This is a genomic window from Paenibacillus xerothermodurans, from assembly GCF_002220865.2.
In the GTDB taxonomy this organism is placed as follows: domain Bacteria; phylum Bacillota; class Bacilli; order Paenibacillales; family NBRC-103111; genus Paenibacillus_S; species Paenibacillus_S xerothermodurans.
On record NZ_NHRJ02000001.1, the window covers coordinates 406,506 to 430,004 of the forward strand.

At 52.1% G+C, this 23,499-nt stretch carries 23 protein-coding genes; 4 read left to right on the forward strand and 19 right to left on the reverse strand.

The features are described 5' to 3' along the window. Positions 1-336: 336 nt before the first annotated feature. A complete protein-coding gene (acsA, locus tag CBW46_RS01880; protein ID WP_089198324.1) occupies positions 337-2,064 on the reverse strand; it encodes an acetate--CoA ligase in 1,728 nt (575 codons plus the stop codon). A gap of 269 nt (positions 2,065-2,333) precedes the next feature. Between acsA and CBW46_RS01885 the strand changes: the two genes are divergently transcribed. After that, positions 2,334-2,969, forward strand: a complete 636-nt coding sequence (locus CBW46_RS01885; RefSeq protein ID WP_089198325.1) for a GNAT family N-acetyltransferase — start codon at positions 2,334-2,336, stop codon at positions 2,967-2,969. A gap of 40 nt (positions 2,970-3,009) precedes the next feature. Further along, positions 3,010-4,188: an acetoin utilization protein AcuC gene (locus tag CBW46_RS01890; protein ID WP_089198326.1), complete on the forward strand. Its 1,179-nt coding sequence runs from the start codon at positions 3,010-3,012 to the stop codon at positions 4,186-4,188. A 38-nt stretch (positions 4,189-4,226) separates the two neighbouring features. On the opposite strand, the gene CBW46_RS20960 is transcribed toward CBW46_RS01890, so the two are convergent. The 13 genes from CBW46_RS20960 to aroA form a co-directional block, all read right to left on the reverse strand. Further along, positions 4,227-4,541, reverse strand: coding sequence for a hypothetical protein (locus tag CBW46_RS20960; protein WP_133253919.1), 315 nt, complete (start codon positions 4,539-4,541; stop codon positions 4,227-4,229). Between the two features lie 118 nt (positions 4,542-4,659). Continuing rightward, positions 4,660-6,042, reverse strand: coding sequence for a glycine--tRNA ligase (locus tag CBW46_RS01895; RefSeq protein ID WP_089198327.1), 1,383 nt, complete (start codon positions 6,040-6,042; stop codon positions 4,660-4,662). A 23-nt stretch (positions 6,043-6,065) separates the two neighbouring features. Beyond that, entirely contained in the window at positions 6,066-6,767 is a 702-nt protein-coding gene (locus CBW46_RS01900) for a 5'-methylthioadenosine/adenosylhomocysteine nucleosidase (RefSeq protein WP_089198328.1), read from the reverse strand. A gap of 82 nt (positions 6,768-6,849) precedes the next feature. Next, positions 6,850-7,869, reverse strand: coding sequence for a catabolite control protein A (gene ccpA / locus CBW46_RS01905; RefSeq protein ID WP_089198329.1), 1,020 nt, complete (start codon positions 7,867-7,869; stop codon positions 6,850-6,852). A 192-nt stretch (positions 7,870-8,061) separates the two neighbouring features. Next, positions 8,062-8,481 (reverse strand): hypothetical protein, encoded by a 420-nt coding sequence (locus CBW46_RS01910; RefSeq protein WP_207802232.1) that lies wholly within the window; start codon positions 8,479-8,481, stop codon positions 8,062-8,064. A gap of 122 nt (positions 8,482-8,603) precedes the next feature. Then, a complete protein-coding gene (locus CBW46_RS01915; RefSeq protein ID WP_089198330.1) occupies positions 8,604-9,017 on the reverse strand; it encodes a VanZ family protein in 414 nt (137 codons plus the stop codon). Positions 9,018-9,057: 40 nt separating this feature from the next. Further along, positions 9,058-9,591, reverse strand: coding sequence for a type 1 glutamine amidotransferase domain-containing protein (locus tag CBW46_RS01920; RefSeq protein ID WP_089198331.1), 534 nt, complete (start codon positions 9,589-9,591; stop codon positions 9,058-9,060). Between the two features lie 29 nt (positions 9,592-9,620). Continuing rightward, positions 9,621-11,354, reverse strand: a complete 1,734-nt coding sequence (ptsP, locus tag CBW46_RS01925; RefSeq protein ID WP_089198332.1) for a phosphoenolpyruvate--protein phosphotransferase — start codon at positions 11,352-11,354, stop codon at positions 9,621-9,623. Continuing rightward, the gene (locus CBW46_RS01930) at positions 11,347-13,239 is read right to left on the reverse strand and encodes a glucose PTS transporter subunit IIA (protein ID WP_089198333.1); all 1,893 of its coding nucleotides are present in this window, start codon (positions 13,237-13,239) and stop codon (positions 11,347-11,349) included. The genes ptsP and CBW46_RS01930 overlap by 8 nt, the downstream gene beginning before the upstream one ends. Positions 13,240-13,435: 196 nt before the next feature. Next, entirely contained in the window at positions 13,436-14,101 is a 666-nt protein-coding gene (gene thiE / locus CBW46_RS01935; protein ID WP_243633131.1) for a thiamine phosphate synthase, read from the reverse strand. Between the two features lie 2 nt (positions 14,102-14,103). Then, positions 14,104-14,529, reverse strand: coding sequence for a CoA-binding protein (locus CBW46_RS01940; protein WP_089198334.1), 426 nt, complete (start codon positions 14,527-14,529; stop codon positions 14,104-14,106). A 50-nt stretch (positions 14,530-14,579) separates the two neighbouring features. Next, positions 14,580-15,383, reverse strand: a complete 804-nt coding sequence (locus CBW46_RS01945; protein ID WP_089198335.1) for a C39 family peptidase — start codon at positions 15,381-15,383, stop codon at positions 14,580-14,582. Between the two features lie 61 nt (positions 15,384-15,444). Then, the gene (gene aroA / locus CBW46_RS01950) at positions 15,445-16,740 is read right to left on the reverse strand and encodes a 3-phosphoshikimate 1-carboxyvinyltransferase (protein WP_089198336.1); all 1,296 of its coding nucleotides are present in this window, start codon (positions 16,738-16,740) and stop codon (positions 15,445-15,447) included. Positions 16,741-16,913: 173 nt separating this feature from the next. Between aroA and CBW46_RS01955 the strand changes: the two genes are divergently transcribed. Next, entirely contained in the window at positions 16,914-17,207 is a 294-nt protein-coding gene (locus CBW46_RS01955) for a rhodanese-like domain-containing protein (protein WP_089198337.1), read from the forward strand. On the opposite strand, the gene CBW46_RS01960 is transcribed toward CBW46_RS01955, so the two are convergent. Continuing rightward, positions 17,204-17,698 carry a shikimate kinase gene (locus CBW46_RS01960; protein WP_207802233.1) on the reverse strand — a complete coding sequence of 165 codons (495 nt, stop codon included), beginning with the start codon at positions 17,696-17,698 and terminating at the stop codon, positions 17,204-17,206. The genes CBW46_RS01955 and CBW46_RS01960 overlap by 4 nt on opposite strands. Positions 17,699-17,904: 206 nt before the next feature. Here CBW46_RS01960 and CBW46_RS01965 point away from each other — a divergent pair, with 206 nt between their 5' ends. Beyond that, positions 17,905-18,255, forward strand: coding sequence for a hypothetical protein (locus tag CBW46_RS01965; protein ID WP_089198651.1), 351 nt, complete (start codon positions 17,905-17,907; stop codon positions 18,253-18,255). Here the strand turns inward: CBW46_RS01965 and gndA are convergent. The 4 genes from gndA to CBW46_RS01985 all read right to left on the reverse strand — a co-directional run bounded on the left by gndA (position 18,236) and on the right by CBW46_RS01985 (position 23,492). Continuing rightward, positions 18,236-19,648: an NADP-dependent phosphogluconate dehydrogenase gene (gene gndA / locus CBW46_RS01970; protein ID WP_089198339.1), complete on the reverse strand. Its 1,413-nt coding sequence runs from the start codon at positions 19,646-19,648 to the stop codon at positions 18,236-18,238. The genes CBW46_RS01965 and gndA overlap by 20 nt on opposite strands. A gap of 91 nt (positions 19,649-19,739) precedes the next feature. Beyond that, positions 19,740-20,507, reverse strand: a complete 768-nt coding sequence (locus tag CBW46_RS01975; protein ID WP_089198340.1) for an SDR family oxidoreductase — start codon at positions 20,505-20,507, stop codon at positions 19,740-19,742. Between the two features lie 163 nt (positions 20,508-20,670). Continuing rightward, complete coding sequence (gene gntK, locus CBW46_RS01980; RefSeq protein ID WP_207802220.1) at positions 20,671-22,224, reverse strand: gluconokinase; 1,554 nt, start codon at positions 22,222-22,224, stop codon at positions 20,671-20,673. Then, entirely contained in the window at positions 22,221-23,492 is a 1,272-nt protein-coding gene (locus tag CBW46_RS01985; RefSeq protein WP_089198341.1) for a nickel pincer cofactor-dependent isomerase, group 22, read from the reverse strand. The genes gntK and CBW46_RS01985 overlap by 4 nt, the downstream gene beginning before the upstream one ends. Positions 23,493-23,499 lie beyond the last annotated feature (7 nt).

Below are 23,499 nucleotides of genomic sequence, written 5' to 3' on the forward strand. Positions count from 1 at the left end.
AATGAGAAATCGTGTGCCCATGCAGGGTGTTTTTTAGGCGTTTATTGCGGGGAATGGTACTGTGATGCTGCATGGACCGCGCAGGATTATGTGTGGCGAAGCACTCCCCCAGGTGTACAGATGTTTGGGCTCATAGAGCGGCTCATTAACCGCTGTTTATGGTCAAGTTGCCGGCACACATTACGATGACTCGGTGCGCTATCGACGCGGACAACGCCAAGATCGCCAAGATCGTGCGTGATCATAGCTTTTGGCACTTGCATTGGTGCAGGAACTGTGAAGTTCCCCGAGTGAGCTACAGTTGTCCCTGTCAGGAAATTATGGATATCTAACGTATTACTCCTCAATCGTCGACAAATCGCCGGTCGGCAAATTCAATTCCCATGCTTTTAGGACTCGACGCATAATTTTGCCGCTGCGCGTTTTAGGCAGCTTATCCTTGAACTCGATCTCACGTGGTGCGGCATGCGCTGACAGGCCTTCCTTAACGAACTTGGCAATGTCAGCCTTGAGCTCATCCGATGGCTGATAGCCTTCACGCAGCGCGATAAAAGCTTTAATGATTTCTCCGCGTGTCGGATCCGGCTTGCCGATAACACCCGCTTCAGCGACGGCAGGATGCTCAACAAGCTTGCTCTCCACTTCGAAAGGACCCACCCTTTCCCCAGCCGTGTTAATCACGTCATCAATTCTGCCTTGGAACCAAAAATATCCATCCTCATCGACATACGCTGAGTCTCCTGAAATGTACCAACCGGGTATGCGGAAATACTCATCATATTTAGCAGAATTGTTCCAGATTTGCCGCATCATCGATGGCCATGGTGTTTTGATGGCGAGATTGCCCATACGGTATGGCGGAAGAACATTGCCCGAGTCATCCATAATGGCAGCTTCGATGCCTGGCAGCGGCTTCCCCATGGAGCCCGGACGGATAGTCATCGCAGGATAATTGCAAATCAAATGTGCGCCTGTTTCCGTCATCCACCAAGTGTCATGGATACGCTGGTTGTATACTTTTAGCCCCCAACGGATGACTTCGGGATTGAGCGGCTCCCCCACACTCAATACATGTCTCAACGATGACAGATTGAATTGCTTCACCGATTCATCGCCGGCCCCCATCAACATTCTAAATGCTGTCGGAGCGCTGTACCATACGGTTACGCCATATTTTTCCAATGTTCGATACCAGTCCTGTGGACTGAATCGTCCGCCGCGAATGACGTTGGTGGCGCCGTTCAGCCACGGAGCGAAAATGCCGTAGGACGTTCCGGTCACCCACCCCGGATCTGCCGTACACCAATACACATCCTGCTCTTGCAAGTCAAGCACGACACGGCCGGAGTAATAATGCTGCAGCATTGCATTGTGCACATGGTACACGCCTTTGGGTTTACCGGTTGACCCTGAAGTATAATGAATCAACAGGCCATCCTCCCGGTCCACCCACTCGATGTCCAACTGGTCTGAAGCTGCAGACATTTCCTTGTGGTAATCAACCTGTCCTTCTGCAAGCTCGATGTCTTTGCCGACGAGAATAACATGCTTTAGATCAGGCAGGTCATTCACCGGAACACGGGACACCAATGCTGGAGTTGTGATAATGGCAGTCGCGCCGCTGTCCTGCAGCCGGTCTCTCACCGCCGTTTCCATGAATGCTTCGAACAACGGCCCAACCACTGCTCCGATTTTGATCGTGCCTAATAAGGCAAAATACAGCTCCGGTGTTCTGGGCATGAAAATAAATACGCGCTGACCCTTAGTGATGCCGAGCTTACGCAGCACGTTACCAAACCGGTTCGACTGTAATTTCATCTCCTGAAACGTATATTTTTCGTCACGCTTATCATCGCTATAATACAATGCGATTTTGTCTTGCCTGGAGGAATCTGCATGCCGGTCGATGGCTTCATAAGCCATGTTAACTTTGCCGGTGGTTGACCAGGAAAACTGTTGTTCTACTTTTTCCCAGCTGAAGCTTGCACGCTCCTGTGCATAATTTTTCATATTAGAGGATGATGCATGAACGGCTTCGATGGTTTCAACATTCGCGTGATCCATGTGAGTTCCCTCCTGTTTTCAACATTGTCTGACCTGTTCTTAATGAAACGCTTACATAATCATGTTAGGGAAAAAAATTGAAATTGGTTCATCGCAATTATATCATATCCGAATTTATCCGACTATTTCTTTTCTTGCCTCCCGTTTTTTGATATAGTAGCAACCAACAACGCCCTAACATCTGTCACAAAGACAAGCATTGTGTAAGCCGGCGCATAGAATTAAGTAAAGAACAATCGATCCGCTTCTCTGAAGGGAGACGCCAACTTATGGAGCACCGAAAACGGTATCATTCCCAACTCGTCCCCTATGGTCAATCGCAGCAAATAATGGTGGAAGGTCCCGTTGCGCCCGAGCAGCTCGCAAATTACCGGATGCATCGGGATTTGGATGCGTTCAGACGGCCCGGCGATCAGTTTGAGGCCCTAGTAGAGATTGCAGGTCTTCCCGAAGGGCGTGTGATTGTAGCACGGCTGGACGGCGAAATCATTGGTTATGTTACGTTTCATTATGCCGATGAGCTGGAACGTTGGTCCGAGGCAGGAATGGATGATTTGATTGAACTCGGGGCCATCGAGGTAGCTGACGACTTTCGCTCGATCGGCCTTGGCAAACGGATGCTTAGGCTCGCGTTCTTGGACGATCAGATGGAGAATGTGATCACATTCACAACCGAGTACTACTGGCATTGGGACTTGGAAAAAAGCGGCCTCAATGTCTGGGAGTACCGTAAAATGATGGAGAATCTCATGAACAGCGTCGATATGGTCTGGTTCGCAACCGACGATCCCGAGATATGCTCACACCCGGCGAACTGCTTGATGGTTCGGATTGGTAAGCAGGTTCCGCTCTCGTCGATCGAGCAGTTCGATCGAGTCCGCTTTCGGCAGCGCTTTATGTATTGAACGGCTGCACCAAACAAGAATCGTTGGGGGCTGACATCCCATGGAGACACACCCTATCTTTATATATGGCGAACATGAAACCGATTACCGTTTTAACAGCAAGCATCCGTTTAACCAGCAGCGGCTGGTAATGACCGTAGACCTGCTGCGAAAGCTGGGTGCGCTGCCGGAGCACTGCGTGGTCCCTCCTGCTGCCGCGGCTGAAGAATTGCTGCTATCCGTGCATAGCGCGGAATACGTGCATGCGGTCAAAACGCTTAGCGGTGCCACGCCCCACCCTGTGTGGCCCGAACTGGCAGCCCGATACGGACTGGACACGGAAGACACTCCCTACTTTGCAGGCATGCACAGCGTTACATGCAGAATTGCCGGTGGCTCCGCCCATGCGGTCGACGCTGTGTTGAGCGGTCGATCGCCCCATGCGCTGCATTTGGCTGGCGGATTGCATCATGCGATGCCAAACCTAGGTGCCGGCTTCTGTGTGTACAACGACGCCGCGGTAGCTATACAGCACGCCAAGCGCCGATACGGCGCCCGAGTGCTGTACGTGGACACGGACGTGCATCACGGGGACGGCGTGCAGTGGAGTTTCTACACGGACCCGGACGTATGCACGCTCTCGATCCACGAAACCGGGAAATATCTGTTTCCCGGGACGGGGGCCGTGAATGAGCGCGGCGAAGGAACCGCCTTCGGCACCTCGATCAACATTCCCGTCGAGCCATATACGGAGGACGCGTCGTGGCTGGAATGCTTCGAGGAGGTGCTGGTTCGGGTCGCGGCGGCCTTTCAGCCCGACTTGATTGTGTCGCAGCATGGGTGCGATGCCCATGCCTTTGACCCGCTGTCCCATGTGCACTGCAGCATGGACATATACCTCGCTATGCCGCGGCTGATCCACCAAACCGCCCACCACTGCTGTGGCGGGCGGTGGGTGGCGCTGGGCGGCGGCGGCTACGATACATGGCGCGTCGTACCCCGCGCCTGGAGCCTGCTGTGGCTCGAAATGAGCGACCATCCTCTGGTCGCACAGCTGGAGCCACAGCAGGCTTTGGGGCTGCCGCCAGCATGGCTGGCGCAGTGGCAGCCCCACAGCCCGGTCGAGCTGCCAATGACGTGGCTCGACCCGCCTGGCACGCTTGCGCCTATGCCGCGCCGCGAAGAAATCACGCTCAAAAATCGGCATACCAAGGAGCTTGCGCTCCTTTACCTGCCTTGATTTCACGGCAAACAAAGAACCCGCGAGGACGCAACTGCTTACGCGTCCCCACGGGTTCTTTGCTTCACTAATGCATCCGGCACGGCCAGGCTGCCTACTCTCACCCGTGCCCGCCATGCTCGTTCGAGTCGCAGTCTGCCGTCTTCACCAGCGCGGCAGTCACTCTCACCCACGTCCCCCGCAGGCACGCTCGCATGGAGGCCTTCGTCTTCGCCAGCGCGGCAGCCACTCTCACCTGCGGCCCCGATCGTTCGAGCCGCAGCCTTCCGTCTTCGCCAGCGCTTCTCACCTACGTCCCCGCAGGCACGTTCGCATCGAGGCCTGCGTCTTCGCCAGCGCGGCAGCCACCTCACCTACGTCCCCCCAAGCTCGTTTGAGCCGCAGCCTTCCGCTTTGCCAGCCGCGGCAGCCACTGTCGCCGTGTTTGCCCTGGCTTCGCAGGGCGGCCAGACACCTGCACGCCTGCACAAACTAAAATTGAATCCTCGCCTCAATAAATTGCTTCAGCTCTGCAATCGGCATCCGTGTTTGTTCCATCGTGTCACGGTCACGTACAGTGACCTGGCCGTCCTGCTCGGACTCGAAGTCGTAGGTGATGCAGAACGGCGTGCCGATCTCATCGTGGCGGCGGTACCGCTTGCCGATGGAGCCCGCATCGTCATAGTCGACTACGAAATCCGCCGACAAATCAGCGAAAACCTTCTGTGCGCCGTCAGCAAGCTTCTTCGACAGCGGGAAAATGGCCGCCTTAACCGGTGCCAGCGCCGGATGGAAGTGCAGCACTGTACGGCTGTCGTTCCCTTCGAGCTGCTGCTCCTCGTAAGCATCGATCAGGAAGGCCAGCGTGACCCGATCCGCACCCAGGGACGGCTCGATACAATAAGGAACATAGCGTTCATTGGTCTCTTGATCTATATAATTAAAATCTTCACCCGAGTGCTGCATGTGCTGCTTCAAATCGTAATCGGTCCGATCGGCGATGCCCCACAATTCCCCCCAGCCGAAGGGGAACTTAAACTCAATGTCTGTGGTCGCATTGCTGTAATGGGACAGCTCATCCTCGGAATGGTCACGCAAACGAATACTTGATTCCGTCAGTCCGAGCGACAGCAGCCATTGATAGCAGAAGCTTCTCCAATACTCAAACCACTGCATATCCTCGCCTGGCTTACAGAAAAATTCAAGCTCCATCTGCTCGAACTCGCGCGTACGGAACGTGAAATTGCCCGGCGTGATTTCATTACGGAAGCTTTTACCGATTTGTCCGATACCGAACGGCAGTTTTTTGCGCATTGTGCGCTGTACATTCTTGAAGTTGACGAATATCCCCTGCGCGGTCTCCGGACGCATATACACCACGTTCGCGCTGGATTCTGTTACGCCTTGGAATGTTTTGAACATAAGGTTGAACTGACGGATGTCCGTGTAATCGAATGCGCCGCAATCCGGACAAACAATGTGATGCTCGCGGATCAAATCCATCATTTGATCGAACGTTAAACCGTCCACCACCATTTCAATCCCTTTTTCATTTAAGGCGTTTTCAATGATCTTATCGGCACGATGGCGGGATTTGCATTGTTTGCAGTCGATCATCGGATCGTTAAAGTTGCCTACATGGCCGGAGGCGACCCATGCCTGCGGATTCATCAGAATGGCAGCATCCAATCCGACGTTGTACGGTGATTGCTGAATAAACTTTTTCCACCATGCCCGCTTGATATTGTTTTTCAATTCCACACCTAATGGACCGTAATCCCAAGTGTTGGCCAAACCGCCGTATATCTCAGAGCCCGGAAAAATAAATCCGCGATGCTTGGCTAGTGCTACTACTTGATCCATGGTCACTGTCATAAGTAAACTACTCTCCTTCTCTATTACAGCTGCTTTAGCATATGATCGACGATGCGGTAAGAATTCTCCGACGCTTGCATGGTGAATTCCGCAAAATTTACGTCTGCTGAGCCATCCGCTTTATCCGACATCGAACGTATAATAACATGGGGAATGCCGTTCATTGAGCACACTTGAGCTACCGCAGCGCCCTCCATCTCCGTGCAGGCACCCTGCATTTCGTTGTGCAACGACGCAACCGTGTCGCGATTTGCTATAAATTGATCACCGGACAGCACCCTGCCAACTTTGACACGCCCCGGGAACAGTTCCCCACTCACCTGCGCAGCCAGTCTGGTCAATTGCCCATCCGATGGAAATATGGAAGTATCGGCAAACGGAATTGTTCCCCTGGGAAAACCGAGCGCTGTGACATCCATGTCATGCTGCATACATTCGGAGGAAACGACAATGTCCCCGACGTCGAGAACCGGGTCCACCGCCCCAGCTACACCGGTGAAAATAATCGCTTCGACTCCATATGTATCTATCAACACTTGGGTCGTCACCGCTGCATTCACTTTCCCGACACCCGATTTGCAGAGTACTATTTGTTTGCCGTGCAACAGCCCATCCAGGAAGGTCACTTGCGCTTTTTGCGTCTCCTCAACCTGCTCCATATGTTCCAAAAACTGCTCAATTTCTTCTTTCATTGCGCCGATAACGCCAATTTTTCCGTACGACAAGCGGGCAGCCTCCCCATCGATTCGTTAGGTGTTACTTTGTTGGTTTGTTGTGTTTGTGTCCCTCACAAAAGAAAGAGGCTCATTAACGATGAGCCACCGAATTTCTATGAACGACCTCATGCGGCAAAATTACCTGCATCTGCTCGGACGCTTCCTTAGTTTCTTTGTTCATCAGCTTGGTCAGCAATCTCATGGAGACCGCACCAATGTCGTACATTGGAATTGCTACGGTAGTCAACTGAGGACGAACCATAGAGGCCATGCGAATGTTGTCAACGCTTATGACCGAAATGTCATCAGGCACCTTCAATCCGCTGTCCTGCAGCGTGTGGATTGCGCCAATCGCCATCTCGTCCGTAGCCGCGAAAATTGCTGTCGGCCGTTCGCTAAGCTCCAAGAAATGCTTCGTTACCTCTAGCCCGGATTCATACCGGTAATTGCCGACGCGTACATACTCTTCTCGAACAGGGATATTTGCCGCTTCAAGCGCCTTCCTATAGCCCTGATAGCGAGCATAACCGTTTGCAGGATCCTGCAGCGTACCGGAGATCATCGCAATCTTGCGGTGTCCCTGCTCGATCAGGGTGGTTACCGCGTCAAACGCCGCCTTTTCATGGTCGATATCGACCGAAGCAATCGCATTGTTCTCATCTCTGGTCGCGCAGAGTACGATCGGAACGGAAGACGTTTTGAACGCTTGAATGTGCTCGTCCGTCACAGCCCCGCCCATAAACAACAGACCGTCGACCTGCTTCTCCAGCAGCGTGTTGATAACTCGGATTTCTTTTTCCTTCTTCTTGTCGGCGTTACATAGTATAATATTGTAATGGTACATATTGGCTATATCTTCGATCCCTCTCGCCACTTCGGAGAAGTTTGAATTGGATATGTCGGGAATAACTACACCAACAGTGGTTGTTTTCTTGCTGGCCAGACCTCTGGCAACGGCGTTCGGGCGGTAGCCCAAACGTTCTATAGCCTCAAAAACCTTCTTGCGGGTTTGCGGCTTCACGTTAGGATTATTGTTGACAACACGCGAAACGGTTGCCATAGAAACGCCTGCTTCTCTGGCTACATCATAAATAGTTACAGTCAAGATCATTCGCTCCAATATTTTCAATTGTTAATTGCTGCGTTCCGATTGTTATTAAACCTAATCATACGACAAAATACGCTTTTGCGCAATAAATGCGGCATCGTGCTTGATCTATAGTATCAAAAACAAGCAAAAAAAGCCAACTGCCACCGCAGCAGGCTTATTAGTCATTGAACGGTTACATGATAAGACGCCGGGTTATGCTAAGTCGTTCACCGACGGTGAATGTTTGGCTATTTGCGCGAGACGTTTACGAATCTCTTGGGTCCAAGGCTCGTCTTCCAACGATTGAGCCAGCAAAAGCAGATCCAGAAGCTCATTAATCCGTTCTTCTACAATGGTTTCGACCGGATCGGAAGCTCGTTTTTTCTCTGTGACCTTCACCATCAAGTGTGCGATTTCGCTAATGTCTTCGAACTGCAGCAGCTGCTTGTCCGGCACAGTGCCCAACTGCCCGATGACGCCGGTAAGTTCGGGCTTCACTTCTGCAAACACCTCACTGCGCTGACATACCGCACAAGAGAAAATGGGGACATTCTCAATTTGCACTTTGTTTTGGTAGATGACAGTCCTTAGCCGTATATTCATGGCGCTGCCACATTTGCATTGCTTATGCAACCCATACCACTCCTTCATTGCTGCAACAGGACCTCCGGTCATTTTGCTGTGCTTAACTCAAACTCGCTTTCTCACATGTAGAGTAATTCTACCTGGCAGACCAATCTCCTGCTGAGCTGAGTCTAGTAATATTTAGCACCAGTCCATCTGTCATAATTGCGGCGCACGGCTGGTACGGTTAAAAAAAGCATGGCCAATGCGGCTCCAATCGCGTCATTGCGTATATCAATTATATCCGGGGAGCGGCCTGGGACAAAGGACTGATGATATTCATCCGTGAGGCCGTAAATCACGCACAGCACCACCACCAGTGCCTTTCTTCGCCAGGTGAGCCTTCGTCCGCCCAACCCCCACGCGTAGGTCAGAGCCAAAATGAAGTACGACACGAAATGTCCCCAGTCAAATCCCTGCATTAGAGGGACTAACTGCTGCAGCTCATGCAGCCAGCCTCCCAGATCGTCCCCGGTTTGTGCAGACAAGCAGTAAATAACCGTCATCCACACTAAGGCAGGAAGCCACCTTACAGCATTTCTCATCTCACCAAACTCCTAATCCGAGCACAATCGCTGCTCCAGCTTATTTCTGAGTGAAGTCTGCGAGAACTCTCACGAACTCTCTAGTAAAAGCGGGCAGATCCGGTGGTCTTCGTCCCGACACGATATTTCTGTCCACCACCACTTCCTGGTCCACCCAGATGGCGCCGGCGTTTTCCAAATCGTCTTTGATGCCCGGCGTAGAGGTCATCGTATAGCCAGCGCAAATTTTAGCGGAGGCAAGTACCCACCCCGCATGACATATATGGGCGATCGGCTTCGCCGCCGAGTGAAATTCTCTTGTTAATTGTAATACTTGAGCGTAGCGGCGCAGCTTATCTGGCGCCCAACCGCCCGGCACATAGAGGCCAATGTAATCCTCAGATTTCACGTCATCGAAAGAATATTCACTGATCAGCGGAACACCGTATTTGCCGTGGTATACCGTGTTCGCTTTCGGCCCCGCAATATGGACCTCAGCCCCTGTTTCGCGCAATCGAAGCACGGGATACCACATTTCCAAATCTTCAAATTCCTCGTCCACCAAAGCCAACACCTTGTAACCTTTCAATTCCATGGTCATTCCTCCATCCTCTTTTCCACCCTTCAGGTAGCCAGTACATCCGGGTGCAAATATTTATTCAGCACTTCCACCACAGCCTTACCGCTGCTGCATTGGTCCAATTCCCGCCATATGGCAGAGCACTCCTTCAAACTGCTTTGCAGCAGACTGTTTTTCACCCGCAGTATCGACTGTACGGACATGCTCAAATCGGTGATCCCCAGTGCCAGCCAAATAGGCAGCGCCCGGATGTCACCCGCCATTTCTCCGCACACACTCACCTGCAGGTTAGCCGTTTTCGCCGCTTCCACCGTTCGTTTCAGCATTCTGAGCACGGCCGGATGAAAAGGATCATACAGATGCGCAACTGTCTCATTCATCCGGTCCACAGCCAAGATATATTGTACCAGATCATTCGTGCCGATGCTGAAAAAATCAACCTTTGGTGCGAGCAGCTCGGCAATAATGACCGCAGCGGGCACCTCAATCATAATACCGACCTCAATGTTGTGCGCGAACGGAATCGACTCGCCGCGCAGTTCCTGCTTTACGGATTCCAATATGGTGTTCGCTTTGTCGAGCTCTTCTATGGATGAGATCATGGGATACAAAATTTTGATACGGCCATAGTGGCTTGCCCGGAGGATCGCTCTCAGCTGTGTTTTGAACAGGTCGGTATGGTCTAACGAAATGCGTATCGCTCGGTACCCCAAGGACGGATTTTCCTCTTCCGGCAGCTCGAAGTAGTCGAGACTCTTATCGCCCCCGATGTCCAACGTCCGGATCACGACAGGCTTCCCGCCCATCTGTTCGGCCGCCTGCCGGTACACGGTGAACTGTTCTTCCTCCTGGGGCAGGCTGTCCCGGTCCATGTAGAGAAACTCCGTCCGAAACAGACCAACGCCAGACGCGCCGTTGCGCAGAGCAAGTTCCAAATCTTTCACGGTGCTGATGTTCGCCGCCAGCTGAAATGCCGCTCCGTCCTTGGTTTGCGCCGGAACCTCGGCCAACGCTTGCAGCTGCTCGTGCTGCTTATGCCAAAGAGATTTTCGGATCGTGTAGCGCTCAATCAGCTCTTCCGACGGATTGACATAAACAACTCCCTCGTCACCGTCAATGATAAGAAAGTCACCGTTTTGGATCGGCGTGCTCAGTTTGCCTTCCAGTCCGAGCACATATGGAACGCCCATTGCGCGAGCCATAATGGCGACATGCGAGGTTTTACCTCCCAGCATAGTCACCAAGCCCAACGCTTGATTCGGGTCAAGATGTACCATCTGGGACGGAATGAGTTCTTTTGCCACCACAATATAAGGATGGTCCCTAGGAGGAAGCGTATCTTCGAGCACTCCCAGCAGATGCTTTAGCAACCGGTTACCCACATCCTTAATATCCAGCGCCCGCTCCTTCATATATTGATCGTCTAGCAAATCAAACATATTGACGAATTTGTCGATCGCTTCCTTGACCGCTACCTCCGCCGCCTTGTATTGGCGCTGCATGATCCCCTGAACCTCGCTCATAAAAATCGGATCCTCCAGAATAGCAAGGTGGGCATCAAAAATCGAAGTTTGTTCCTCACCCAGCACAGTGACGAACTCCTGTTTGATATGCTCTATTTCATTCTTCGAAGAACGAATGCCATCGTACAGCCTTTCAAATTCATAGGCTAAGTCGGTGACATCGATCAGCTTGTCGGGAAAGTCCCATTCCCAGGTTGGAATGACAAAAGCGTTCCCCATTGCAATACCGGACGAAGCTCCAATCCCCTCAACCAAAAGAATTCCCTCCCCTTGTGTCCTCGCTCTTCAGTTCAACGGACATCACTGATGCCTGTCCTTTCTTCACCGCTTTATACGGTGCGAAGCTCCAAGACTTCACTTTCTCGACATTGGTGATAATCATAGGCGTCGCCAGAGATTTGCAGCCTTTTGCCACCTTTTGCAGATTGAATCGAACAAGCAGTTGTCCTGACTCCACGGTATCGCCTTCCTTAATGAATGCTGTGAACCATTTGCCCTGCAGCGGAGCTGTGTCTATGCCGATATGAAGCAGCACATCCACGCCTTCCTTTGTTTGAATGCCAACGGCATGCAGGGTCGGGTATAAAATAATGATCTTACCGGCCACCGGCGAAACCAGCTCACCCCGTTCCGGCATAAAAGCAACACCGTTGCCGACCAGCTTATTGGCAAATATTTGATCTGGCACTTCCTCCAGCGGTATCATTCTACCCTGCATTGGAGCATTAAACAGCACTTGATGGCTTTCTTTGCCCAGCAGCTTCTTGATTTCTTCCCGAATCAGCTCAGAGTATGTGCCGAACACCACCTGCACATTGCCTCCGCCGAGCCGAATGACTCCTACAGCCCCCAAATGCTTCAGAGCGGAAATGTCGAGCAGCCGGTCGTTGACTAAAGTCAACCTGAGTCTAGTGATGCAAGCCTCTATGCTTTTAATGTTTTCCCTGCCTCCCAATGCCTGAAGAACAAGCGGTGAGCGGTAAGGTATATCGCCGGCCCACTCTTCGAGGTGAGAGCCTTCTTCGCGTCCAGGTGTCGGGATTCGAAATCGCCGTATAGCCCAGCGGAACAAAAAATAGTATACAAGTCCATATGCCAGCCCTAGCGGCAGCAGCAGCAGCCCGTTGCGCGAGAGATGCAAATTAATTAAAAAGTCGATCGCTCCAGCCGAATACGAAAAACCGTGATGAATATCGAGCGCAGAAGCGATCCACATCGCAAAGCCGGATAAAATGGCATGAACGATAAATAAATAAGGCGCAACGAATAAAAAAGCGAATTCGATAGGTTCAGTTACTCCTGTTAAAAACGAGGCGAGTGCCGCCGTCATAAAAGTAGCCCGAATTTTGGGCTTCAGATCTTCCCGGGCTTCCTGGATGATCGCCAGCGCGATGGCAGGCAGAGCAAACATCATAATAGGGTACAACCCCGCCATGTAGACGCCTGCCGTAGGGTCACCGGAAAAATATCGCGGCAAATCCCCGAAGATCATTTCACCTCCGGGTTTTTCATAAGCACCCAATTGATACCAGAAAAAATTGTTGAATACATGGTGTAATCCCGAAGGCACTAACAAACGATGGATCACGCCATATAAAAATGTCCCAAACCCGCCTAAACTAAGTATGGCATCGGAGAGCGTTTCCATGAAGGCTTCCATGTATGGGCCGATTTCGATTGTGATGATGCTTAGAAAAAAAATCGACAGTCCCATAAGAAACGGAACCATCCGGGGGCCGCCAAAAAGCTGGATGTATTCGGGCAGACGAATATTTTTGCAGCGATGATATAATACTGCGGCCAGCAATCCGATTAATATGCCTCCCGGTACACCGAGATGGAATACATCGCCCAAGTAATGCTTGGTCACTTGTATGAATATGAGATGACCGATCAGTGCCGACATGCCGGCAATTCCCGCGCTTTCCGTCAAACCGAGGGCGACCCCGACGGCGAATATCATCGGTAAGTACGTAAAAATTGTATTGCCGCAAAATAATAAAATTTCACCGAACCGGGACATGTTTACTTCGTCCCACGGCAACGTCCCCAAACGCAGCAGAATAGCTGCAACCGGGATGGTCATGGTCGGCAGCATCAGCGACCGGCCTAACTGCTGCAAATTACCCATCCAGTTCAAAACCTTCGCACCCTCCTTTCTAGTTCGATGGTAAGGCCAACCGGCTGCTTTTGTCAAACAACAGAAACCTCCCGGTTCCGTTCAATCACGACGCTTCATCCGCAAAAGAAAACGGGCCGGATGGCCCGTATAGAATGTCGGCAATGGTCGGATGCACGGAGCGTCAAGCTTCGCATACATGCCACGTGGATTGGCTTCACGTGTCGGTGCTGCGATTATACAGAGCGATGCGGACGTTCTCCGCTAACGTGTAACCCGCGTTCCGTGGATCATGCTGCTGCGTGATGGCAGACACGACCGCAACACCATGAGCCCCTGCCGCAATTACCTGCGATGCATTGTTGTGATTGATTCCACCAATACCAACCAGAGGGACATCCCATCGTGCGGCGATATCCCGGATCAGACCGGTACCGATAGCTTCTCCCGCGTCAGGCTTCGTGGAGGTGGAGAAAATGGGCCCAACGCCCAGATAATCCGCACCGTTCTCCATCGCCCACTCCGCCTCCTCCATGGTTCCGGCGGAAATGCCAATGATCTTGTCATCGCCCAGCAGCCTGCGTGCGGCCAGCCCGGGCAGATCATCCTGCCCGACATGTACGCCGTCGGCATCCAATAGCAGCGCAACATCGATACGATCGTTGACTATGAACGGAACTGAGAATTCGCGGCATAAATCACGAAGCTGCTTCCCCTGTTCCATCACCTGCTTTAACTGCGCGTGCTTTTCCCGAAGCTGAAGCATGGTAACACCACCGGCTAGTGCTTCCTGCGCCATCTGGAGCGCGGTACGGTGCCCGGCTGCCTCAACTCCCATCACCAGGTATACCGGAAGAGCTGAAGTTACCCTTTCACGCGACAAGGTTATTTCCCTCCCGGCAGCAGGATGGAGTCTTCCACCTTGATGCAGCGGTCCATGATGACTTCCAGCCCTCCGGCCTTCGCCACGTCCGCCGCCTCTTCGCTGTAGATTCCTTGCTGCAGCCAGAATACCTTTGCTTTAATTTTGACCGCTTCTTCAGCTACCGGCAAAACATACTCGCTGCGCCGAAACACATTCACAATGTCAACAGGTTCAGGTATATCAGACAACGAAGCATAGCAAGCTTCACCTAAAATTTGCTCCGCGTTTGGATTAACCGGAATGATCCGGTAGCCTTTCTTCTGCATCGCCTCAGATACCATGTAAGATATACGATCAGGCTTGTCCGATAAGCCCACCACAGCTACATTGCGGGAAGAGTGCAAGATCTCCTTAATCCGGTCCCTTGATGGGTTTTCAAATGCCATGACGGCTCAGTCCTTTCTCTATTCGCTGTTTCTATTCCTCTATCATTATTTTATTTGGTATAAGACAGTGCTTGTCGTCCCATAGCTTCCCAGGTTTGAAGAAACTGTGCTTTGTCGATCTTGACCTGTGCTTTTCCGCTGAGGGGATCGTTGACATATACGTTCTGCTCATCAAAACCGACAAGCAGTACGGCATGCTCCATAAATGTTGTTTTGATCGGACCGATCGGCGTGTCCCATACCGTCCATTTGTTCGGCACCTTGTAATCAATGGTTGTCCACACAACGGACGGAATGCCCTCACGCAGCTGCTGCTCCAGCTTATGGAAAGGCTCGTTGGTTAGATCTATCGCAGTGGGAATATATTTATGCTGCAGCTCGAACAGCGCTGTGTGGTATATGCCAAAGCCTTTAGCAGCCCCGGTGATTTCACCGACAAAACCTGTGTTGGGATTACCCCAAAAGACTATTTCACCATTCTTGCCCATTCTCAGCGGGGTTGTATCCCGCTTCATCTCTGGAAGCAGCTTCATTTTGTCCTTCTGCACTCCGTAAAATTGCAGCAGCATCGTCAAGCTGGTCAGCTCACAGCCCGACGGCAGCTCCGGTAGCTGACGAACAACAGGTGCTTCCAGCATCGCAGACTTCGCCGGTGCAGGCGCGGCCGCTGTGGCCGCGCTGGGCTGCTCCACGACTGCCGTCTCGGCGCGAGCGACAGGAGCAGCTTCACGAAACCAAGCTTGCCCGGTTATCTTGCCATATAGCAGAACGGCGAGCACACCGCTGGCGAACAGGAGGCCGGCAATTAGAAAAAAACCAAGGGTGACTTGGATTCCTTTCCATAGCACCATCATCTTAACTCAACCCACTTCATATTATTGTCATCTTGTTGTTCGCATGCGGCTTGTGACAAGATTATTGTTCGACTAATTCGATATGCGCTCCTAAGGACAATAAATGCTCGAAATAGTGCGGATAAGATTTGGCCACATGATGGGCATCGTTGATGATAAGCCCCTGCTCCGAACGCAATCCGACCACAGTTAATGCCATGATGACCCGGTGATCGTAGTGTGCGTTAATCTCGACACCGCCTGGCACTCCTTGCGGGCGGCCGTGCACAATAATCTCGCTTTGCCGTTCCTCTACGTCAGCTCCCGCTTTGCGCAGTTCGTTGAGGTAGTCGGTGATGCGGTCGCATTCTTTGTAGCGTAAGTTTTCCACATTGTAAAAGCGTGAGGTTCCTTCAGCGAACACAGCTGCCGCCACCATTGCGAGCACGGCATCTGTAAAATGGTCTCCGTCGAACTCCCCGCCCAGCAGCTGTTGATTGCCGAGAACCCGTACGAGCCCGCTCTCATGAGTGAGATTTACACCCATGCTGCGCAGCACGTCGACCACCGCTTTTTCCCCCTGCTTGCTATTCTCCTCGAGCCGAAGCACCGTCACGTCGGAGTTGGTCACAGCGGCGGCGGCCAGAATAGCGGCCGAACCCGGATAATCTCCCTGTACTACGTACTTTTGCGACTGATAACTTTGCCGGCCTGGCACGTTGTAATGCATCAGGTCATCTGATGCCTCAATTTTGATCCCGGCCTGCTGCAGCACTTCCAGCGTCTGGCCGACGATCACCTTGGATTTCAGATCGTGCAGCACTTCGATCTCACTGTCCTCTTCAAGCAGCGGTGTCAAAAACAACAGGGAGCTCAGGAATTGGGAACTCACGCTGCCCGATACCGTCAGCTTGCCCCCACGGGGGCGGCCGCCGCGAATTGTAATAGGCAGCTTACCCTGATTATGTTCGACCTCTACACCCATCTGCTGCAGTGTCGCAATTAAATCGTCGTGCGGACGTTTGCCCAGTGAATCGGGGTAAGTGTTCACAAACGTTACTTCAGGACACAAAGCTGCGGTAGACATCAAAAAACGCAGCACTGCTCCTGCATTGCCAACGTTCAATTCTTTCACCGGCTTAGGATGCCTGCCGAACCCCTGAATGGTCATTTTCTCGTCGTCTTCCTCGACAACCGCACCCAGATCGCGAATACACCGGCGCATCGCATCACTATCCTCACTATGGGCGGGATAATAGATCGTGCTGGTGCCTTCAGCCAGCGCCCCGATCAGCAAATAGCGCGTGGTGTAATTTTTGGAGGACAGGGCTTGAATCGTACCTTTTAATTGATTTGTCGGCTTCACAATGGCTTTCATGTATATGTAGCTCCCCTTTTCCGAAAAAAAAGTCCGTATTAATAACCTGTTTGCTTATAGGTACAGCCAGTTTACCATATGTTTCATAACGTTGAAAACGGGAAGTTTGACCCTCGCCGGCATTGTCTATATCATGAGTGGAGATGGATCATTACTTTGTTAGGAGGCACAAGATGCAAACGATTACCCCCCAGCAGCTCAAAAACCGGTTAAATAACAATGAGCCGCTGCATATCATCGACGTAAGGGAACCTGAAGAAATCGCAACCGGCATGATTGCCGGAGCCGTGTCGATACCGCTCGGGCAAATCCCTGAGCGCATCGACGAGATTCCGCGGGACAAAGAGACGATTCTCGTATGCCGAGGCGGAAACCGCAGTAAAAGAGCTTATGACTTTTTGACCGCTCAGGGCTTCACAAATCTCACCAATATGACCGGCGGTATGATGGAGTGGGAGGCGCTTTAAAGCGCCTGCTCCACTCGGTCAACGATTTCCTTCACAGTTAGACCGGTTGTGTCAATCGTAAGATCTGCGAAATCATACGCGTGCTTGCGACGCTGCATAAGTGCCTTCACCTTTTCCTCCACATTCCCCTGTACCAGTGGCCGGTTTTCATCGAGACTTACGCGCGAGATAATCGTTTCCAGCGAGGCTGTTAAAGCAATAACAAAGCCGCGTGTTTTCATACATATCCTATCTCTCTCAGCTAGCACGGCGCCGCCGCCTGTTGATATCACCTGTCCGTTGTCCGCCAATGTGCGCTCGATCATCTCGCTCTCCAACGCCCGGAATGCAGCTTCTCCTTGCAGCTTAAATATCTCGCTGATCGTCGTGCATTGCTCCGCCTCTATTTGCTGATCGGTATCTACGAACCGCCAGCCCAACCGCTCCGACAGCGCCCTGCCAACCGTTGATTTCCCGCTTCCCGCGAACCCTATCAGTACCACGTTTTGCATTGCCAACGTACTATACACCTCGCATGCGCATAAAAATATGAACCCTATAATCATAGCACAGGCAGCAAATGAAGAATAGAAACTAACATAGGGACATAAGATTGAACTGTGGATGTATGTGTGAATTTTATCATCCGATGCAGTGGCGATGACAATAAGGCTTTCCAGGCCTCCCCAACCATTATGGAAGCGAGATGATCTTGTCCATGCAATCTTCGTTGCAAAAATCAGCACCTGCTCACCTGAATTGTGCGCAGCGCAAATGGGATCAGCTCGGTGATCCTGCCCATGTCCTGTGCAGAGAAGATGTAGTGTGGATCTTAGAATTTATCAAAAAAAAGGTGGCTGAGGAGGACCCCCAACTCATGGAGCTCTCCCAGCCACGCTTATTGCAAAATTTTCGTCATTTCGCAGAGATTGCATTAATGCTGATCAACCAAAGATCCCGCTTCGATTCGGAAGCCGACCTTCTGAAAGCTTGGATCGCAGAAGCCACTCACGGCCTGACACCGTCTGACCGCCGTGACTCAGCGAAGCTTAGTTCTCCATCCAATTAAAGTGGAAGGAGCCTTCCTTGTCCACACGTTGGAAGGTGTGCGCACCAAAGTAATCTCTTTGCGCTTGCAGCAGATTCGCAGGCAAACGCTCAGTACGGTAGCTGTCATAGTAAGCCAATGCCGACGCAAAAGCAGGCACCGGAATACCGCGTGATACAGCGGTGGCCACAACGGATCTCCAAGCGTCCTGATAGTTTTCAACTACGCCTTGGAAGTATTCGTCAAGCAGCAGGTTTTTCAAATCGGCGTTACGGTCGTACGCATCCTTGATGTTTTGCAGGAAGCGCGCACGGATGATGCAGCCGCCGCGGAAAATCATAGCGATGCTGCCGTAATCCAGGTTCCAGTCGTATTCTTCCGACGCTGCACGCATTTGTGCAAAGCCTTGAGCGTAGGAGCAAATTTTACTTGCATACAGTGCTTTGCGGACCGCTTCGATGAATTCTTTGCGATCGCCTGTGTAAGCCGGTGCCTTCGGTCCGTTCAATACCTTGCTTGCTGCTACACGCTCTTGCTTCATAGCGGACAAGAAACGAGAGAACACGGATTCCGTGATGATTGACAATGGAACTCCAAGATCCAAGGCGCTTTGGCTAGTCCATTTTCCTGTACCTTTTTGGCCTGCGGAATCGAGAATTACATCGACCATTGGTTTGCCGGTTTCAGGATCCTTTTTGGTAAAGATGTCTGTAGTGATCTCGATTAAGTAGCTGTCGAGCTCGCCTTTGTTCCAATCCGCGAAGATTTCATGAAGCTCTTCGGTACTCACGTCGAGCACGTCCTTCAGCAAATGGTACGCTTCGCAGATCAGCTGCATGTCGCCGTACTCGATGCCGTTGTGGACCATTTTTACGTAGTGGCCTGCGCCGTCCGGTCCGATGTATGTGCAGCAAGGGTCTCCGTTGACCTTCGCCGAGATTGCTGTAAGAATCGGCTCAACCAGCTCGTACGCGTCTCTTTGACCGCCGGGCATGATGGAAGGCCCCTTAAGCGCTCCTTCTTCACCGCCGGATACACCGGTTCCGATAAAGTTGAAACCAAGCTCGGAAAGCTCTTTGTTTCTACGCTGTGTATCAGGGAAATAAGCATTACCGCCATCGATAATGATGTCACCTTTATCCAAATGCGGGGTCAACGCATTGATTGTTGCGTCCGTGCCTGCGCCCGCCTGTACCATGATCAATATTTTACGCGGCTTTTCCAGAGAAGCGACAAACTCCTCGATGCTGTATGTACCTACGAGCTGTTTGCCTTTTGCTTCTTCCAGCAACGCGTCGGTTTTTTCACGGGAACGGTTATACACCGATACGGTGAATCCTCTGCTTTCAATGTTCAGTGCCAGGTTTTTACCCATCACAGCGAGTCCGATGACTCCCACTTGTTGCTTAGACATTTCTTTATCTTCCTCTCCTTCTTTTTTCCTACCCAGAACCTATTATACGATTTTAAAACGATTTTGAAAAATAATGTTTTTCAAACCCCTATTAAATCGTCATCGCTCCGAACCCGCCGTCAACAGTCAACAGGGATCCGGTCACAAAGCTGGAGGCCTTCTCCGAGGCAAGGAATACCGCCGCGCCCTGCAACTCTTCCGCGTCGCCGAACCGGTTCATCGGCGTGTGCCGCATGATCGATTCCACCCGATCGGGAGACAAAATTTTACGGTTCTGTTCCGCAGGGAAAAAGCCCGGGATAATCGCGTTGACACGCACGCGGGCGGGTGCAAATTCACGTGCCAGGAACTTGGTGACGTTGTTCACCGCCGCCTTTGATGCAGAATAAGTAAACACGCGGGACAGCGGTATTTCAGAGGATGCGGATGATATATTGATAATGCTTCCTCCTTCACCTTTATCCACCATATGTTTACCAAAAACTTGGCAGGCTAACACAACACTTTTCAGGTTCACTTCCATAATAGAATCCCATTCGTCCATTTGCAAATCGAAGAATGGGGTCGGGCTGTTTTTGCCGGGACAATTCATCAGCACATCTACACGGCCGGTCCATGCCAGCACATCGGCGAGAACCTGCTGCAAATCCTCGACCTTCGTTGCATCTGCGGAGAATACCTCGGCGCTGCCGCCCGCCTCTTCGATCTTTTTTTTCACTTCAATCGATTTCTCGGCATTGCGCCCCACTACTGCGACATTTGCGCCATGCCCGCCGAGTGCGATTGCCATCGCTCCGCCCAGCGTGCTGTTCCCCCCGATAATAACAGCTGTTTTCCCAGTTAGATCGAATAAGTTCATGTGAAGCGCCTCCTACATAAAAAAGTTGTCTGGAAATGCCTGCGTGCGTTAGAGTACCTGCGAACTGTGGATATAATTCAGTGATATGCTGCGTGCTCATACTTCTTTAGCATCGGCAGCTTCTTCGTGGTCATGATCGATTGTGACTGCCTCCAAGCGAAAATCATTGCGTGTGCTGCAGCTGATAAGCGGCGATTGCGTCAAATTCATCTTTCAACTGATGATACACACGTGTGTAAATCGATGCTAACCGCTGATACCTGCGGTGATTCTCCTCGTTCATCTGATGACTATTCTGAATTTGCATCCATGCATGCACAGCGCTAAAGTCCTTAATCTCGCCCAAGGCCAGTAACCCAAGCTGAGCGGCGCCAAGACCCGAGCTCTCTATGGAGTTAGGTACCACTACCGGGCTCCCCGTCACATCGGACATCATCTGCAGCCAAAACGGAGAGCGGGCAAACCCTCCGGAAGCTCGAATTTCCTTCGTCGGCCCGGACAGCTCCTCCAGTGCGGACAGCACTGATTGAATGCGGTACATCACGCCTTCCAGCACAGCGCGGATCATGTGCTTCTTCTCATGATACAGAGACAAGCCGAAAAATACGCCGCGCGCGTTGGCGTTCCAGTAAGGAGCACGTTCACCGGCCAGCAGCGGGAGGAAAATTAGCCCGTCGGACCCTGCCGCCACTTCCTCCGCCAAGGAAGTAAGATAATCGTATGGGTCCATGCCTCTGCTGCGCCCCTCCTGCGCTTCGGCTGTGGCCAGCTGGTCACGCACCCAGCGGAACATGATGCCACCATTGTTGATGGCCCCACCGACAACCCAGACATCTTCTTTTAATGCGTAGCAGAACAGTCTGCCTTTCGGGTCGGTGATCGGCTCGCGCACTACGCCGCGTACCGCACCGCTCGTGCCGATTGTCACGGCATATACACCCTGCTCGAATGCTCCGACTCCCAGGTTTGCCAGGACGCCGTCAGAAGCGCCTATGACGAACGGTGTGTCCGCATCCAATCCCATGGCGTCGGCATATTCCTTCTTCAGGCCGGCGACATGGTGAACGGTGGACACGGGCTCGGACAGCTGCTCGCGCCGCACACCGCACGCCTCCAATGCCTGCGTGTCCCACTCCAAATTGCGCAGATTGAACAATCCCGTAGCACTTGCAATGGAGTAATCAATCAAGAATTTGCCGAACAGCTTGGCAAATACATACTCCTTGATCCCAATGAACTTATGCGCTTGCCGAAAAATACCGGGCTCGTGCTCCTTCAGCCACATCAGCTTGAGCAGCGGCGACATCGGGTGTATCGGCGTGCCCGTGTTGCGGTATATCTGGTGGCCGTCCAGCTCCTCCTTCAATTCACGCACGTAAGCAGAGCTGCGGTTGTCCGCCCATGTGATGCATGGGGTCAACAGCTGAAGATTGCTGTCAACGGCAATCAAACTATGCATCGCGGAGCTAAACGATACGCACAAAATTTGGCTGGGCAGTATTCTGGCTTTCGCCAGAACGCTCCTTACCGCATCGAGCACTGCCTGAAAAATTTCATCCGGGTCCTGCTCGGCCATGTCGGGCCGGGGAGTATACAGCGGGTATTCCACCGAGTGCGAGGCCAGCACCCGGCCGTCCCGATCGATCACAAGTGTCTTCGTGCTAGTTGTGCCTAGATCGGCCGCTATGATGTAAGGCTTCTGCTGTGACAGGCTCATTTCACCAGATTCCCCTCGCTGTCAAATTGAAAATCATAAGGCTCACTCAAGATTTCGATATCCGGATGACGCTTTGCTTCCTCCAGTAAATTAACTGAAATTTCAATTTCACCTAAATGAAGTGTATCTTGGATTCTGACGAGCTTACATTTGGTGTAATCCAGGATATTGCAGGTTTTCACGCCTGCTTTGATCGCGTAAAAGTCGTTGTCCAACGTGCTCGCGATTTTGGTTGGTGCGCACACCGTCGAAGTCAATCCATTAACAACAGTCGCATGCAAATCCATCTGGTCGACCAGCCGTTGAGTGGTGAAGTCCGCGGTTCCTACCCCGTTGGCGTTGCCCTTCGTCTCAGGCGTGAGATCAAGCACAACCATCTTGGATACCTCGGGTCCGCCATGAGCGTACGGCGTGGGATAGCGGCCTGTCACGTTAGGATCCATCCCGTCACCGCTGATGTTCTTGCCAATATAGTCGATCACAAGCACGTCAATTTGCTCCAACAATATTTTCGGCAGCCGGGCTTTCGCTTCCACCAGCAATTGTTCCTCTCGGGCTTCGATCTGCTCGGCAGGCAGCACCTCGATTCTGCAGGTTTGGTCATACGCGTTCTCCACCAGGGCGACCCCGAACACAATCGGCAGCTTCTCGATCATAATCTTCGCCATAGCCGGCACATTCTCCGCCATGTATTTGAAGCCCAGCTGGTGGCACGCTTCAGCGCCCTTCTGCTTGCCGAGCCCGATGGCGATCATTTTCATAATACCGCTTTCAATCCGTCCCCGGAATGCCGTATGCGGTTTAACCCGGTTGATGACAACGATTGCATCCGCCGTAGAAGCGATCTGATCGACATACACCGGCAAGCCGTTTGACAGCTCATCAATCTTCACCACTTCCATCGAAGAACGTATAGGTGCGCCCATCGCTTCTTCCGTCACGCCCAAATGCTCCAGCACTTCCTTTTGCCCCTCGGCAGTAGCACCGCCATGGCTGCCCATGCAAGGCACGATGAACGGGTGTGCGCCGGCTTGTTTGATGGCATCGATCGTCACCTTAGTGAAAAGATCTATATTGGCGACTCCACGGCTTCCGACCGCGACAGCGACCTGCTGCCCCGCTTGGATCCGATCGATCGCGCCCGGCTTGCGCAGCTCCTCCTGAAGCACGCCGGTGAGATTATCGATCTTGGTTCCATCGAACTTCTGCCGGATTTTAACCATTTGCGGAATGGGAATGTCCTTAAGCACTTTTCTAAGAATACTCATGATAATT